The sequence below is a fragment of the Arthrobacter sp. CAN_C5 genome, assembly GCF_017875735.1.
GTDB lineage: Bacteria > Actinomycetota > Actinomycetes > Actinomycetales > Micrococcaceae > Arthrobacter_D.
On the sequence record NZ_JAGGMZ010000001.1, the window covers coordinates 2,963,348 to 2,978,504 of the forward strand.

General features: G+C 66.6%; 11 protein-coding genes. 7 read left to right on the forward strand and 4 right to left on the reverse strand.

What is annotated here, in order from left to right; translation table 11 throughout:
* The first annotated feature begins 198 nt into the window (after nt 1–198).
* From H4V95_RS13920 to H4V95_RS13930, 3 genes are all read left to right on the forward strand, one after another.
* The gene (locus H4V95_RS13920; RefSeq protein ID WP_209730885.1) at nt 199–1,818 is read left to right on the forward strand and encodes an acyl-CoA carboxylase subunit beta; all 1,620 of its coding nucleotides are present in this window, start codon (nt 199–201) and stop codon (nt 1,816–1,818) included.
* On the forward strand, nt 1,815–2,087 hold the full coding sequence (locus tag H4V95_RS13925; protein WP_312884043.1) for an acyl-CoA carboxylase subunit epsilon: 273 nt from the start codon (nt 1,815–1,817) through the stop codon (nt 2,085–2,087). Before H4V95_RS13920 ends, H4V95_RS13925 begins: the two co-directional genes overlap by 4 nt.
* 73 nt (nt 2,088–2,160) lie before the next feature.
* Nucleotides 2,161–4,251 (forward strand): acyltransferase family protein, encoded by a 2,091-nt coding sequence (locus tag H4V95_RS13930; RefSeq protein ID WP_245345713.1) that lies wholly within the window; start codon nt 2,161–2,163, stop codon nt 4,249–4,251.
* Nucleotides 4,252–4,276: 25 nt separating this feature from the next.
* On the opposite strand, the gene H4V95_RS13935 is transcribed toward H4V95_RS13930, so the two are convergent.
* Entirely contained in the window at nt 4,277–5,536 is a 1,260-nt protein-coding gene (locus H4V95_RS13935) for a serpin family protein (RefSeq protein WP_245345714.1), read from the reverse strand.
* A gap of 208 nt (nt 5,537–5,744) precedes the next feature.
* On the opposite strand from H4V95_RS13935, the gene H4V95_RS13940 reads away from it, so the two are divergent.
* The 4 genes from H4V95_RS13940 to H4V95_RS13955 all read left to right on the forward strand — a co-directional run bounded on the left by H4V95_RS13940 (nt 5,745) and on the right by H4V95_RS13955 (nt 11,554).
* On the forward strand, nt 5,745–7,415 hold the full coding sequence (locus H4V95_RS13940; RefSeq protein ID WP_196867830.1) for a DUF885 domain-containing protein: 1,671 nt from the start codon (nt 5,745–5,747) through the stop codon (nt 7,413–7,415).
* Nucleotides 7,416–7,562: 147 nt separating this feature from the next.
* Nucleotides 7,563–8,900, forward strand: coding sequence for a dicarboxylate/amino acid:cation symporter (locus H4V95_RS13945; RefSeq protein ID WP_196867829.1), 1,338 nt, complete (start codon nt 7,563–7,565; stop codon nt 8,898–8,900).
* Nucleotides 8,901–8,960: 60 nt separating this feature from the next.
* Entirely contained in the window at nt 8,961–9,587 is a 627-nt protein-coding gene (locus H4V95_RS13950) for a nucleoside triphosphate pyrophosphatase (protein WP_196867820.1), read from the forward strand.
* 170 nt (nt 9,588–9,757) lie between these two features.
* Entirely contained in the window at nt 9,758–11,554 is a 1,797-nt protein-coding gene (locus H4V95_RS13955; RefSeq protein WP_196867819.1) for a biotin carboxylase N-terminal domain-containing protein, read from the forward strand.
* A 50-nt stretch (nt 11,555–11,604) separates the two neighbouring features.
* On the opposite strand, the gene H4V95_RS13960 is transcribed toward H4V95_RS13955, so the two are convergent.
* The 3 genes from H4V95_RS13960 to H4V95_RS13970 form a co-directional block, all read right to left on the reverse strand.
* Nucleotides 11,605–12,270 carry a hypothetical protein gene (locus H4V95_RS13960; RefSeq protein WP_196867818.1) on the reverse strand — a complete coding sequence of 222 codons (666 nt, stop codon included), beginning with the start codon at nt 12,268–12,270 and terminating at the stop codon, nt 11,605–11,607.
* Nucleotides 12,267–13,553 carry a serine/threonine-protein kinase gene (locus tag H4V95_RS13965; RefSeq protein WP_196867817.1) on the reverse strand — a complete coding sequence of 429 codons (1,287 nt, stop codon included), beginning with the start codon at nt 13,551–13,553 and terminating at the stop codon, nt 12,267–12,269. The genes H4V95_RS13960 and H4V95_RS13965 overlap by 4 nt, the downstream gene beginning before the upstream one ends.
* Before the next feature lie 127 nt (nt 13,554–13,680).
* A complete protein-coding gene (locus tag H4V95_RS13970) occupies nt 13,681–15,093 on the reverse strand; it encodes an MFS transporter (protein WP_196867816.1) in 1,413 nt (470 codons plus the stop codon).
* Nucleotides 15,094–15,157 lie beyond the last annotated feature (64 nt).

Genomic DNA, 15,157 nt, shown 5'->3' on the forward strand with positions numbered 1-15,157 from the left:
TGGGCCGGGGGGCTAGAGAACCTAATTGTTACCCACGGGTAACATGCGGTGGGGAGCTAACTCAACGAACCGGAAATTGTAGGTGTCCTACAGTCCGGGTGGCCATATCCCTCACTAGACTGGGTGAAACGCCGGGCGCTTTGTGGAAAACCTACTTAACCCCGGCAACGGCCCGTTCACCGTCAACCCGGAGACTCAATGCAGCCTGGCTCAGTACCGTTGGTCGCGCAGGATCACTCGATCGACCTCACCACCACCGCAGGGAAGCTCGCCGATTTCCGTCGCCGCGAGGGACTCGCGCAGCAGCCGTCCGGCCCCGAGTCGGTCGCGAAGCAGCATGCGCGGGGCAAGAACACCGCCCGCGAGCGCATCGACCTGCTGGTGGACTCGGGGTCCTTCGTCGAGTTCGACGCCCTCGCGGTCCACCGCTCGACGGCGTTCGGCATGGAGGCGAAGAAACCCTTGGGCGACGGCGTCGTCTCGGGTTATGCAACGGTGGAGGGCCGCCAGATCGCCGTCTACAGCCAGGACTTTTCCGTCTACGGTGGGTCGCTGAGCCAGGTCAACGGCGAGAAGATCGTCAAGGTCCAGGAGTTCGCGCTCCGGAACGGCTGCCCGGTGGTCGGGATCAACGACGGTGGCGGCGCCCGCATCCAGGAGGGCGTGTCCTCGCTGGCCATGTTCGCCGACATCTTCCGCAACAATGTCCACGCTTCAGGGGTCATCCCGCAAATCTCCCTGATCATGGGGCCCTGCGCGGGCGGTGCCGCCTACTCCCCCGCGCTCACCGACTATGTGGTGATGGTGGACAAGACCTCCCACATGTTCATCACCGGCCCCGACGTGATCAAGACCGTGACGGGCGAAGATGTTGACATGGAGACCCTCGGCGGCGCGCGTCAGCACAACTCCACCACCGGGACGTCCGCGTACCTCGCCTCCGATGAACGCGACGCGATCGACTTCGTCAGGGAACTGCTGGACTTCCTGCCCTCGAACAACCTCGCCGAGGCACCGCTCACCGAGTTCGTCGAACAGCTGGAGCTCACGGCCGAGGACGGGGACCTCGACGCCCTGATCCCGGATTCGGCGAACCAGCCCTACGACATGCGCACGGTGATCTCGACGATTGTCGACGACGGCCACTTCCTTGAGATGCAGTCGCTCTACGCCCCGAACGTGATGATCGGGTACGCCAGGGTGGAGGGCCACACCATCGGGATCGTCGCCAACCAGCCGCTGCAGTTCGCCGGCACCCTGGATATTGCCGCATCCGAAAAGGCCGCCCGCTTTGTCCGCAACTGTGACGCCTTCAACATCCCGATCCTGACTCTCGTGGATGTGCCCGGTTTCCTCCCCGGGAAGGACCAGGAGTTCAACGGCATCATACGCCGCGGCGCAAAACTGCTCTATGCCTACGCGGAAGCCACTGTCCCCAAGCTCACCGTCATCACCCGCAAGGCGTACGGCGGCGCCTACATCGTGATGGGCTCCAAGAAGCTTGGTGCTGACCTCAACCTGGCCTGGCCCACCGCGCAGATCGGCGTGATGGGCGCCCAGGGGGCAGTGAACATCCTCTACCGCGGCCAGCTGAAGTCGGTGGCCGACGCCGGCGGCGACGTCGAGGCCGCCCGCGCCGAGGTGATCACCCGGTACGAGGAAGAACTCCTCAACCCGTACCAGGCCGCACAGCTGGGCTACGTTGACGCGGTAATCGTGCCGTCGGACACCCGGCAGCAGATTGTCCGCGGGCTGCGGGCACTGCGCGACAAGCGGGCCACCAATCCCGCCAAGAAGCACGGGAATATCCCGCTGTGACCATTGCCCCGATCCGGCCCGGCCGTTCCGCCGCCTACGACGCCGCTGTTCCCCCGGACACCACGGTCCCTGCGGAGCCTGCGTTCGCCGTGGTCCGCGGCATCCCGACAGCTGAGGAGCTGGCGGCGCTGACCGCCGTCGTCGTCGCGCTCTCCATGGAGTCCCCGGAACCCGACGCCGGGCCCCCACACCGCACCTGGGTCCGCCGGAACCAACTGCGCCTGGCACCCCTGCCTGGACCGGGCTCCTGGAAGCGCAGCGGCCGCTAAGCCCCGTGGACTGACGCGGCAGCACCTGCCACTAGAATGGTGAGGTAGTTCTGTCGGCTGAGGAGATCGATACATGACCGGCAGGTACCTGGGCCGCGCGCCACTGGCGACGGCGGCTCAACCTCTTCCGCCGCGCGGTGCCGTGACGTCCGGCCCGATGAAGTCCGGCCCGGTGAAATCCGGCTACCGGCCCGAAGTGCAGGGGCTGAGAGCCCTCGCCGTGTTGATGGTGGTCGTCTACCACGTCTGGCTGGGGCGGGTCTCCGGCGGCGTCGACGTCTTCCTCCTCATCTCCGCGTTCCTCCTCACCCTCTCCTTCACCCGCAAGCTGGAAACCGGAACGCCGCTGGACCTGCTGCGGTACTGGGTCAACCTCTTCCGGCGGCTGGTGCCGATGGCCGCCCTGACCATCGTCGTCACCCTCGGAGCCGTGATGGCCTTCGTCCCCCGGGGACGCTGGACGGAAATCCTCGACCAGGCGTGGGCCTCCCTCTTCTATTTCCAGAACTGGCTGCTCGCGGCGAACTCGGTCGACTACTACGCCACCGACCACAGCACCGCAAGCCCGTTCCAGCACTTCTGGTCGCTGTCCATCCAGGGCCAGGTCTTCATCCTGTGGCCGCTGCTGTTCGCGGTCGCCGCCGTCGCCGCCCACCGGTTCAGGATCAGTCCGCGGCGCGTCCTGCTCGGGCTGTTCGGGCTGGTATTCGCCTCGTCGCTCGCCTACTCCATATGGCAGACCGCAACAAACCAGGCCTTTGCGTACTTCGACACCCGGACCCGGCTATGGGAATTCGCCCTCGGATCCCTCATAGCGCTGACGTTGCCCTACCTCCGGCTACCCGTACTGAGCCGGGTGGTCCTGGGCTGGGTCGGCATGATCGCCATGTTCGCCGTCGGAATCGTCCTTCAGGTGGAACAGCAGTTCCCCGGCTATATCGCGCTCTGGCCAACCCTCGCCGCGGCGGCAGTGATCGTCGCGGGTGGAACCGGAAAACGGTTCGGTGTGGACCGGTTCCTCTCCTGGCGCCCGCTGGTGCAGTTGGGGGACGCGTCCTACGCTCTCTACCTGATCCACTGGCCGCTGCTGGTGGTCTTCCTGATCAATCGGGATCAGGAGGCGGCCGGGCTGTTCTCGGGCCTGGTAATCATCACCGTGTCAGTGCTGTGGGCGGTGGTGACCACCCGATTCATCGACAAACCCATCCGGCAGCTGAAGTGGGCCGCCCGGAAGCGGAGGCGGTCCGCCGTCGTCATCGCCCTGTGCGCCATCGTCGTTGGTGTTCCGGTGGGAGCCTGGCAGTTGCAGATCCACACCGCGGCGACCGCCGCCGCTGATGATGCCAATAATCCGGGTGCGGCCTCCCTCCGGGAGGGATTTGTTCCCTTCGGTGATGACCAGGCTCCCCTGATGCCGCTGATGACGGCGCTCGACAGGGAGTGGGTCAATCTCGAGGAGGACTGTTCCGGCGCGTACGAAGCCTCCTCCTTCGGCCCGTTGCAGGCCGGCTGCACCCAGTCGACAGTGCAAAACCCAACCCAACTGGCCGTGGTGGTCGGGGCATCGCACCCCCAGCAGTGGGTGGCCGCGATCGAGCCCGTGGCCAAACGCCAGGGTTGGGACCTCGTGGTGCTGCGCAAGGGGCAGTGTCCCTTCGGTGCACCGGTCGGACAGGAGCCGGTCGAGAACTGCGACCAGTGGAACGCGGAGGTGCTCGCCTACCTGGACGAGGTGAATCCTGGTCTGGTCTTCACCGTCTCCTCATCCTCACACCACACCCGACCCGACGACCGCCTCGTTCCCGGCTACGAGGAAGCCGCACAGCAGATCATGGCCGACGGCGCCCAGGTCATCGCCATCCGCGACAATCCACGGTTCGGGATCAACATTCCGGAGTGTGTGGAAAGCTCAGGGCAGGATCACCCGTCCTGCACCTTCGACGTCGGGGACAAGCTGGCGCCGGTGAACCCGGTGGATGAACTGGCGGCGCGCTCCCCGGCACTGCACTCGATCGAGATGACCGATCTGATCTGCCCGGGCGGCACCTGCCCACCGGTGATCGGCAACGTCCTGGTCTACATGGATGACAACCACCTGAGCGAAACGTACCTCAAGACGATGGTGCCCGAGTTTGAACGACGGCTGTTGGAGTCGCTGGGCTAGCTGCGCGCCCGGTGTCCTCCCCTCCTCAGCGGGGGTCCATCACCGTCCCCATGAACAGGGGCATGCCGGTCTCGGCGTGGATGATCTGGTACTGAAATGGCCGGTCGAAGACGAGGTCGACGTCGGGGGTGGGCATCCCCGATTCGGCCATGGAGATCTGTGTGACAGCCGCCGCGATCGTGCCCTTCTCCGCCACGGTGATGGTGGCCTCCTGCGCCGCCCCCGAGACGAAAAGACCCGGATTGATCGGACTGAAGTCCGGGTCCTGGCCGAAGGTCTCGGTAAGGCCCATGCCGGAGAGTAGCTGCAACAGATCCTGGTGGTACCGGTGATCGAACTTCGGCAGGACCAGACCGACGTCGACCTGTGATCCGCCCTCCATTCCCACCCGGACATCGACCAGCTGGCGTGCGCTCATCACCGGTGTCGCGCCGTCGTCCGGAAGGATCAGCCGCAGGAAAAAACCGTTGTTGTAGGGCAGATCCATCGCGGTCCACCCAGAGCTGGAGGCGTAGTTGGCCACCACGAGCTGCCGCATCATGTCTGTCTGGATGGACCCGCCGTCGGTGAGCTGGAACGGCCCCGGAGCAGTATCCACGGGGTCAAAGGGGGTGGCCCAGGCCGCCGCGAAATACACGGTGTTCAGCAGTGCGACCCGGGTCAGCGGATCGTAGTCCAGCGGCGCCTCCTCGATCCTGCCGCCGGTATGCTCGCTGACCCACGCGTTCAGGATCCGTTCGGTGGAGCCGTCGCTGAAGTCCACCGGGTACACGCCCGAACCGTACTGGGCAGCAAGCGTCTGAAGGAAGGTCTCCCCCACGGTCAGGCCACGATCAATGAACGTCCCGTTCGCCAGGTGCAGCAGCGGTGTTTCCGGCGGGTCATCCTCGTCCACCGTGCCGGGATTGCCTTCGTACTCCTGCCAGAGAGCCAGCAGCGCATTCATTGCCTCGTCGCGGTGCTCGGCGGGAAAGCCGAGTACCTCGTCCATCTCCGCCGCCGTCGTCGTCGCCGCCCCGGCACGTAGCATGGCGAGCGTGGACAGGGCGCTAACGGGGCTCGTCACCGCGTTGTCGGTCGGATCGGCGCCGGCGAGCATCATCGCGCCGAGACGGAAGGATGAGTCCCGCAGGCTGGCCACTGCCGCCGGGTAGTCCCCCACCTGGACGGCCGCGCGTTCGACGTCGGCGCTCAGGAGATCCGGGGCGGCGGGGGCGCAGCCCGTCAGGGCCATCCCGGCGGCAGAGAGCCAGGCCACTGCGACGACCCTGCGAACTCGCACCATCGATCCCATCCTTCGTTTCCTTGCCCGCGCCAGCACCACTGGATCCAAAGTACTTCCCTGGCCGGGGGACCGTCGCGGGAACGCAGGGCACAATCCGGTTACGGTCGACCAACGTGGCCCAAAGCAACCATTCTGACGGCAAAACGGCTAGGCTCGACCTGTGAATAATGAGACCCCCGCCACAGATAACCAGTCGCCCGCAACGCCAATGACCCGGGCGAAAACCGCGATTGACGCCGTCGCCGACGCCTATACCGAGACCCTGCTGCAGCTCGATCCGGGCTTCGCGACCGAGCTCGGCTTCCCCGGCCACGAAACCGAATACCGCGACTACTCCCCCGCAGGCCTTGAGGCCTGGGCCGAGGCCACCAGGGAAACACTCGGTCGTCTCACCGATCTGGAGCCCGCCGACGACGTCGACCGCGTCACCCTCGACGCCATGCAGGAGCGTCTCGGCCTTGAACTCGAGATCCACGAGTCCGGCCTGAACCTGGCGGACCTGAACAACCTCGCCTCCCCGGCACAGGAGATCAGGATGATCTTTGACCTGATGCCCACCGCGACAGCCGAGCAGTGGGGTCACATTGCTGGCCGTCTGCACAACATTCCTGACGCTCTCGGCGGCTACCTCACCTCGCTTCGCGCCGGCAAGGACCGCGGCCTGGTACCGGCGGACCGCCAGATCCGGATCGTGATTGACCAGACCGCCAAGTACGCGGAGGACGGCGGATTCTTTGATGATTTCGTGTCGAACGCCTCCCTTGAGGTCGGTGAGCTGCCGGACGGGGTACGCCAGGACCTCATGGCCGGGTCGGCCGCAGCCCGCGCCGCGTACGGACGCCTCGGTGCCTTCCTGCAGGAGGAGCTACTCCCCGCCGCGCCAGCCAAGGACGCGGTCGGCCGGGACCACTACGCGCTGATGTCGCGCCGGTTCCTGGGCGCCGTCGTCGATCTTGAAGAGACCTATCAGTGGGGGGTCGAAGAACTCGATCGGGTGATCGCCGAGCAGGAAGCGGTAGCCAACGAGATCAAGCCAGGCGCCTCCATTGAGGAAGCCATGAAAATCCTCGATGAGACGCCCGAAATGCAGCTGCAGGGTACTGACGCGCTGCAGTCCTGGATGCAGCAGCTCTCCGACAAGGCAGTGAATGAACTGGCGGGAGTCCACTTCGACATCCCCGACCTCATGCGCACGATCGAATGCAAGATCGCGCCCACCCATGAGGGCGGCATCTACTACTCCGGTCCCAGCGACGACTTTTCCCGCCCCGGCCGGATGTGGTGGTCGGTCCCCGAGGGAGAGGACTCCTTCACCACCTGGAAAGAGACGACCACCGTCTACCACGAGGGCGTCCCCGGGCATCACCTGCAGATTGCGACCGCAACCATGCAGCGGGGTCTGCTGAACAACTGGAGGCGCAACGCGGTCTGGGTGTCCGGCCACGGCGAGGGCTGGGCACTGTACGCAGAGCGGCTGATGCAGGAACTGGGTTACCTCGACCACCCGGGTGACCGGCTGGGCATGCTCGATGCGCAGCGGATGCGGGCGGCACGGGTGGTCTTCGACATCGGGGTTCACCTGGAACTGGACGTCCCCGAACGCTGGGGCACCGGCACCTGGACCCCCGACAAGGGGTATGAGTTCCTGAAGAAGAACATTGCCATCTCCGAGGGCCAGCTGGACTTCGAGTTCAACCGCTACCTGGGCTGGCCGGGCCAGGCCCCCTCGTACAAGATTGGGCAGCGGCTCTGGGAGCAGATCCGCGACGAGGTCCGGAGCCGCGAGGGCGACGCGTTTGATCTGCGCGGCTTCCACACCCGGGCGCTGAACCTCGGGTCCGTCGGGTTGGACACGCTACGCCGGGCCCTGGTCGGCTAGGGACCACGGTGTTTGGTGAGCAACCTGGACATCCGATACCGGCACGTTGGCCACGGATGTCCAGGTTGCTCACCGGACCGGTAACCGGAGGTTTGTCACACTCGGAGCGGGAATAACGATCCTCCTCCTCGGGGCAGCGCGGATCCGCTGAACTCGGCGGCCCTGGTCGTCGGCCTGGGTCTTGGCCTGCTGGCCAAGTACACCGGCCACACCGAGGAGACGCCCACCGCACTTGGCTCGACCCTTGGCACGATCGGCAGCAGCTACGTGTCGTTGCTGCAGGCCGCCGTCGTCCCGTTGATTTTCACCGCGGTGGTCAGCTCCATCAGCAACCTCCGCGCGGTGCACAACGCCGCGCGGCTCGCCGGACAGACCCTGCTCTGGTTCGGGATCACGGCTCTGATCGCCGTCGTCATCGGGATGGGCCTCGGTTCCCTCTTCCAGCCGGGCGCGGGAACCGGTGCCACCCCTCCCGAGGAGTACTCGGGCCGGACCGGGAGCTGGTGGGCGTTCCTGACGGGCCTCATCCCCGCCAACTTCCTCGGTCTGCGCGCGGCGACCTCCGCTGGCGAGTCGGGTGACCTGACCACGGCGCTGAGCTTCAACGTACTCCAGGTGCTGGTGGTCGCGGTCGCCGTCGGCATTGCCGCCCTCAAGGTCGGCAAGCCTGCAGAACCGTTCCTGAACTTCACCGCCTCAGCGCTGGCCGTCATCCAGAAGGTGCTGTGGTGGATCATCCGCATTGCCCCGATCGGGACCGTCGGGCTGATCGGCAACGCCGTTGCGGTTTACGGCTGGGACACTATCGGCTCGTTGGGCAAGTTCACGCTGGCCATCTATCTGGGACTGGCCCTGGTCATGTTGGTCGTGTACCCGGTCCTGATCCGGGCCCACGGTTTGTCGGTGCGGCAGTATTTCTCCGGGGCGTGGCCTGCCATCCAGTTGGCGTTCGTCTCGCGCTCCTCAATTGGCACCCTGCCCCTGACGCAGCGGGTCACCGAGCGGAACCTGGGCGTTCCCCGCGCCTACGCCTCGTTCGCGGTTCCGCTGGGCGCCACCACCAAAATGGACGGCTGCGCCGCGATCTACCCTGCCATTGCTGCCCTCTTCGTTGCCCAGTTCTTCGGGATCGACCTGAGCCTGACGCAGTACCTGCTGATTGCACTTGTCTCGGTCCTCGGTTCCGCGGCCACGGCAGGGACCACCGGCGCTGTCGTGATGCTCACGCTGACCCTTTCCACTCTCGGGCTGCCGCTGGCAGGTGTGGGCTTGCTGCTCGCCGTCGACCCAATCCTCGACATGGGCCGAACCGCCCTGAACGTGGCTGGCCAGGCGCTCATCCCCACGATCGTCGCCAAGCGCGAGGGCATCCTGGACGCCGACCTGTACAACGCACCCCGCACCGGCGACCCGTTCGCCGATGACTCCCCCGCCGCCGAAACGGGATCTGCCAACACACCACAGCTGGCCGACGCCCGCGGCTAGCTCGCGCACGTCGGGGCACCACGGTTCACCGTGGTGCCCCCGGCGTGCCTAAGCTGAAGTATGACGTCCCACCTGATCCTCGCCTCCGCCTCTCCCGCCCGCACCAAGGTCCTGTCCGATGCGGGCATCCGCCACTCGGTGCTGGTCTCCGACGTTGACGAGGAAGCGGTCGCCGCACGGTACGGGCCCCTCGATGCGTTTGACACCTCCCTCCTCCTTGCCCGCGCCAAGGCAGAGGCGGTCGCCGCGGTGGACGGCTCGGAGGGGGCGCTGGTGATCGGCTGCGACTCGATCTTCGAGTTCGAGGGCGCTGCCCACGGCAAACCGTGGGAACCCGATATCGCGCGTGCCCGGATCCGCCGGATGAGCGGCTCGTTTGGCGTGCTGCACACCGGCCACTGGCTGGTGGATACCCGTGATCCCTCCGACGGCGGATCCGGCGCCACGGTGGGTGCGGTGGCCTCCGCCTCGGTGCACTTCGCCCAACTGTCCGACGACGAGATCGACGCCTATGTGGCCACCGGCGAACCGCTCCAGGTCGCCGGGTCATTCACGATCGACGGGCTGGGCGGGGCGTTCATCACCCGGGTCGACGGCGATCCGCACGCCGTCATCGGGCTGAGCGTCTCGACTCTGCGCGGGTTGCTGGCCTCGGCAAACCTCACCGTGATGGACTTCTGGACCTAGTCCGCACCTTCGCCGGCTGATCTTCACCTGGCGACGCGTCCGGTCAGGATTCCGTTTGTAGCATCCCTACAAAGAATGAGCCCGCCACACGCGCTATCCGCATGGATTATGGGCATAAACGACAATATGGCGCTAGGCTCCGAACAGAAACGAAGGAGCCAGACCACACCATGAGCGAGTCCCTTTCCGCTGCTGCACACCCCGTCACCAAGGTCCTGATCGCCAATCGCGGTGAGATTGCCGTGCGCATCATCCGCGCTGCCCGCGACGAGGGCCTCGCGTCGGTTGCCGTCTACGCCGACCCCGACCGGGACGCGTTGCACGTCCGGCTGGCCGACGAGGCCTATGGTCTCGGTGGCAGCACCGCCGCCGACTCCTACCTGGTGATGGACCGCATCCTGGAAGCGGCCCAGCGCAGCGGCGCGGACGCTATCCACCCGGGCTACGGCTTCCTGTCCGAGAACGCCGATTTTGCCCGCAAGGTCATGGAGGCGGGGATCACCTGGATCGGCCCGTCGCCGGAGGCCATCTCCCAACTCGGTGACAAGGTCAAGGCCCGCCACATTGCCGAGAGGGTGGGCGCACCCCTGGTCCCCGGCACGAAGGACCCGGTTGCCTCAGTCCGCGAGGTCCAGGACTTCGCCGACGAGTTCGGGCTTCCCCTCGCCATCAAGGCCGCCTTCGGCGGCGGTGGCCGTGGCATCAAGGTGGTGCGGGACGCAGCCGACATCCCCGAGGCCTACGACTCAGCGGTCCGCGAAGCCACTGCCGCATTCGGACGGGGCGAGTGCTTCGTCGAACGGTTCCTCGATGCACCCCGCCACGTCGAGACCCAGTGTCTCGCCGACGCGCACGGGAACGTCGTCGTCGTCTCCACCCGCGACTGCTCGCTGCAGCGCCGCAACCAGAAACTGGTCGAGGAAGCGCCGGCGCCTTTCCTCAGCGAGGACCAGAACCGCCGGCTCTACGAGGCGTCGAAGGCCATCCTTCAAGAGGCCGGCTACCAGGGCGCCGGAACGTGCGAGTTCCTGGTAGGTCAGGACGGGACCATCTCGTTCCTGGAAGTGAACACCCGGCTGCAGGTCGAGCACCCGGTCTCCGAGGAGGTCACCGGCATCGACCTGGTCCGGGAGCAGTTCCGCCTCGCCCGCGGCGAAGCCCTCGGCTACAGCGACCCGATCGTCCGCGGCCATTCCTTTGAGTTCCGGATCAACGGCGAGGATGCCGGCCGGAACTTCATGCCCGCCCCCGGCACCGTCCAGACACTTACCCTCCCCACCGGACCCGGCATCCGGGTCGATTCAGGGATCGAAGCCGGCGAAGTGATTGGCGGGAACTTCGACTCAATGCTGGCCAAGCTCATCGTCACTGGCGCCACCCGCACCCAGGCACTGCAACGCGCCCGGCGTGCCCTCGCTGAGATGCGCGTCATCGGGATGCCGACGGTCCTGCCGTTCCACGCCGCCGTCGTCGCGGACCCCGCGTTCGCCCCGGCCGACGGACCGTTCACGGTCCACACCCGCTGGATCGAAACCGAGTTCACCAACACCATCGCGCCGTGGAGCCCGGCGGACGCGGCCGATTCAGCGTCCGACGACGACGGCGGCCGCCAGCGCATCACGGTTGAGGTAGCCGGCAAGCGGCTTGAAGTGGTCCTGCCCGCGGGCCTCGGCGGAACAGGCCGGCAGGCCACCACCGGCAAACCGAAGAAGGCGCTGCGGACACGAGGCGGGTCGACGGCTTCAGCCGACGGCGACGACCTCACCTCCCCCATGCAGGGCACCATCGTCAAGGTGGCAGTGGCCGACGGCGATCTCGTCTCCGAGGGGGACCTGATTGTGGTGCTGGAGGCAATGAAAATGGAACAACCCCTGACCGCCCACAAGTCCGGCACCCTGTCCGGTCTCAGCGCTGCCCCGGGTGACACCGTGGCGGCCGGAGCCGTGATCGCCGCAATTTCCGACTAGGCACAGCACACCTGCTCTGCGGGGCCGGTCCTACCGTCCGGTTCCCAGGGCTACCCGTCGTCGTCGGCGTCCTCGCGTTGCTCCTGCTCCTTTTCGGCCTGCTCGAGCTGTTCCTTCTCTAGCTTTTCCTGCTCGCGCTGTTGTTTCTCCCGCTCCCGTTCAGCATCACGTTGCGCCTTGTCGCTGGCGGGATCGGCATCCTCGCTGTCCTCGCCGGCGTCGTCGCCGCCGTCCCCATTCCCGCTGTCCTCGCCGTCGTCGTCCTGCGACGGCCCGGCAGGCGGGGTGGGTGTCTCAGCCGGGGTAGCAGGCAAGGGCGCCGGCGTGTTTGTGGTGGGCTCAGGAACAGGTGCAGGCTCGATGGGAGCGGTCTGGCCCACCTCGGCCGCGATGGCCAGGAGCAACTCGTCAATGGTCGACTGGATCTGGGTTGCCCGTTCGGCCGTGACGGTGCCCTGCCCCCGCGCCACGGTGACTTCCTGGCGAAGCTCGGTGGTGAGCTGGGTGGCGGCGACCTGATCGCCGGCGGCCGCCGCCGTGGCGATCTCCCGGACCGAGGCCTGGAAGCTCGCGGCCGCGTCCGAATCCAGCGCCGGCGCCCCACAGCCCGACAAGAGCAACGCGGCACCCAGGGAGGTCGCCACTGCCCACTGACGTTGCACCCGGCCAGCGTGGACCCGCTGGAGCCGCCTCCCCGGAGCCTGTGCCCGGCTCATGGTTGCACCCGCTCGTAAAGTTCATTCAAAAGTTCGCCGGTGGTCCCCGGCACCGAGGGAAGCTCCTCCACCGGCGTCTGTCCGCCCGGGTTCATCCCGAGGATGGCGACGAAACCAAAGATCACCACGGCGACGACGGCGAGCACACCCACCAGCCAGGTCCGGCGCCGGCCGGGTCGGGAAGAGCCGGGTCGGGAAGAGCCGGGCTGGGATGAGCCGGGCCGGCCTTGCGAGGACGGGTTGCGGACGGACCGGCCACCGCGGGGCTCACCTGAGGCGCCGGCCTCCGCAGCGGTCGCGCGGGATTCGGCGGGCCGGACACTGGCTGCTGGTTGGGCCTCGGTGGCAGCCGGTCCTGTCGCGAGGACCGTGGTGGGCGCCGGTTGCCGGCCGGGTTCGTCCGGCAGGGAGAGCTGAAACTGCCTGGCCGCTGGAGTGTCCGCTCGGAGGACCTCGGTGCGGGGTAAAGGCTCCTTCCACTGGGCGAACTCGGCCGCGATGGCACCGGCGGTAGGCCTACCCTCGGGGTTGTCTGCGGTCATCCGTGACAGCAACGATTCCCAGGCCGGCCCGAGTTCAGCCGGAATTGCGGGCGACCGGTGCAGCCGGGCGACCGCGGCTTCCAGGCTCGTCCCGGGGTAGGCCCTGGCACCCGTGAGGCATTCCAGCAGGACCAGTCCGAGCGAGTAGATGTCGGTCGGGGTTCCGACCGTGCCGCCGCGCGCCTGTTCAGGACTCAGATAGGCGGCGGTGCCGACCGTCTGCCCCGTGGCGGTCTGCCGGGCGGCGTCGTAGAAGCGTGCGATACCGAAGTCGGTGAGCAGGTAGCCGAAGACTCCACTGTCCGGATCGGCTGCCCGGGTCAGGATGTTCGACGGTTTGATGTCGCGGTGCAGGATGCCTCGCTGGTGGATGTACGCAAGTGTCCGGGCAACATCCCATCCGGCCAGGCGGACGGCGTCGGCCGGGAGCGCGCCGCCGGCGAGCATCGCGCCCAGGTCGGGGCCCTCGACGAGTTCCATCACCAGGTAGGTGGGACCGGATGACGTACTCGACGAATCCATATCCAGCACCCGCACCAGTCCCGGGTGGTGCAGGTCCGCGAGCAGCCGTGCCTCATCCGATCCGCGGGAGACGCCGTCGGCGACCCCCGGACGGAACAGCTTCACGGCCACATCCCGGCCGAGCCGGGTGTCCCGGGCATGGTAGACCTCGGCCATCCCGCCGACGCCGAGGACGCTGCCCAGAAGGTAGCGTCCGTCAGCCAGTGCTTGGGTACTCATGCCGCCTCCGCTGGTTGATTTCCTGACCGATTCTACGTGGGAGCCTATTTCTCGCCACCGGACTTCCCCGGTCACGACGACGGCGCCGCACCAACATGTGCCGCGCCGTCGTGAAGGGGTGGAACGGTTACGCCACGTTGTTGTCGTAGTCGTGGTCGCGGGTTTCCCTGCTGAGCCAGAGTGCAACGAACGTGGCAACCGCCGCCGCACTGAGGTACAGGCCCACCAGGAATGTGCTGCCGTCCGCCAGTTGCCACAGGGCGATGGCGACAAACGATGCCGGAGCCGCGCCGATGACGCTTGACATGTTGTAGGCGACAGCCGAGCCGGTGTAGCGGACGTTGGCGGGGAACAGTTCCGGCAGGATCGCCGCCATCGGACCGAAGGTAAGACCCATCAGGATAAAGCCGATGATCAGCAGTGCCATCGCGCCGGTGGTGCCCGCACCGAATAGCGGGACCCAGGTGAACCCGAACAGCGCGATCCCGATGGTGGTGGCCATCAGCATCTTCCGGCGGCCGAACTTCTCGGCGAGCGGACCGGAGACCAGGGTGAAGATGCCGAAGAACACCACACCGATGATGAGCATGATCAGGAAGTCACCGCGGGCAATGCCAAGTCCCGGCACGAAGGCCTCAGCGGCGGCGTCGTCGAACCCTCGTCCCGCAGCTTCAGCGGCCGTCCGTGCGTCCTCGACCGTAGCCGGGGTGGTGCCGAAGGTCAGCGTGAAGGCGGTCATCAGGTAGAACAGCACGTAGGTGGCGAACATAATGAACGTGCCGAGCAGCAGGGCACGCCACTGGTGCTTGAAAACGCTGGCGAGGGGCAGTTTCACTACCTTGCCCTTGTCCTTGACCTGCTGGAAGGAGTGGCTTTCGATGAGTTTGAGCCTGACGTACAGCCCAACGATGACCAGCACGGCGCTGAGCAGGAACGGCACCCGCCAGCCCCAGGCCAGGAACTCCTCGTTGGTGAGGGTGGCGTTCAGGTAGACGAACAGCAGGTTCGCGAGGATAAAGCCGATCGGAGCACCCAACTGTGGGAACGTTCCGTAGACGGCGCGCTTGTTTTTCGGTGCGTTCTCGGTGGCGAGCAGTGCGGCACCGCTCCATTCGCCACCCAGGGCAAGACCCTGGAAGAAGCGCAGCAGCACCAGCAGTGCGGGCGCGAGGATGATCCAGCCATCCACCTGCGCTGTCGGCAGCACACCGATGAGGAAGGTGGCAATACCCATCGTCAGCAGCGACGCGACCAGCGTCCCCTTGCGTCCGATCCGGTCCCCGTAGTGGCCAAAGATGATCGATCCGAGCGGGCGTGCCACGAAGGCGACGCCGAAGACGGCGAAGGAGCTCAGGAGCGCATTCGCTGGAGTAGCGTCCGGGAAGAAGAGCGCCGGGAAGACCAGCACCGACGCCGTGGCGTAAATATAGAAGTCATAGAACTCGATGGTGGTGCCGATGAGGCTCGCGAAGATGACGCGGCCCTTGGGATTCTTCGGCGTCGAAGCACCGGCGTCCACGGCGGACGGGGATGTTGACATGTCTGCGGCTTTCTTTCATTACGGCGGGCCTGATGGCACCGCGATGAGGCGGCTGAATGCATCA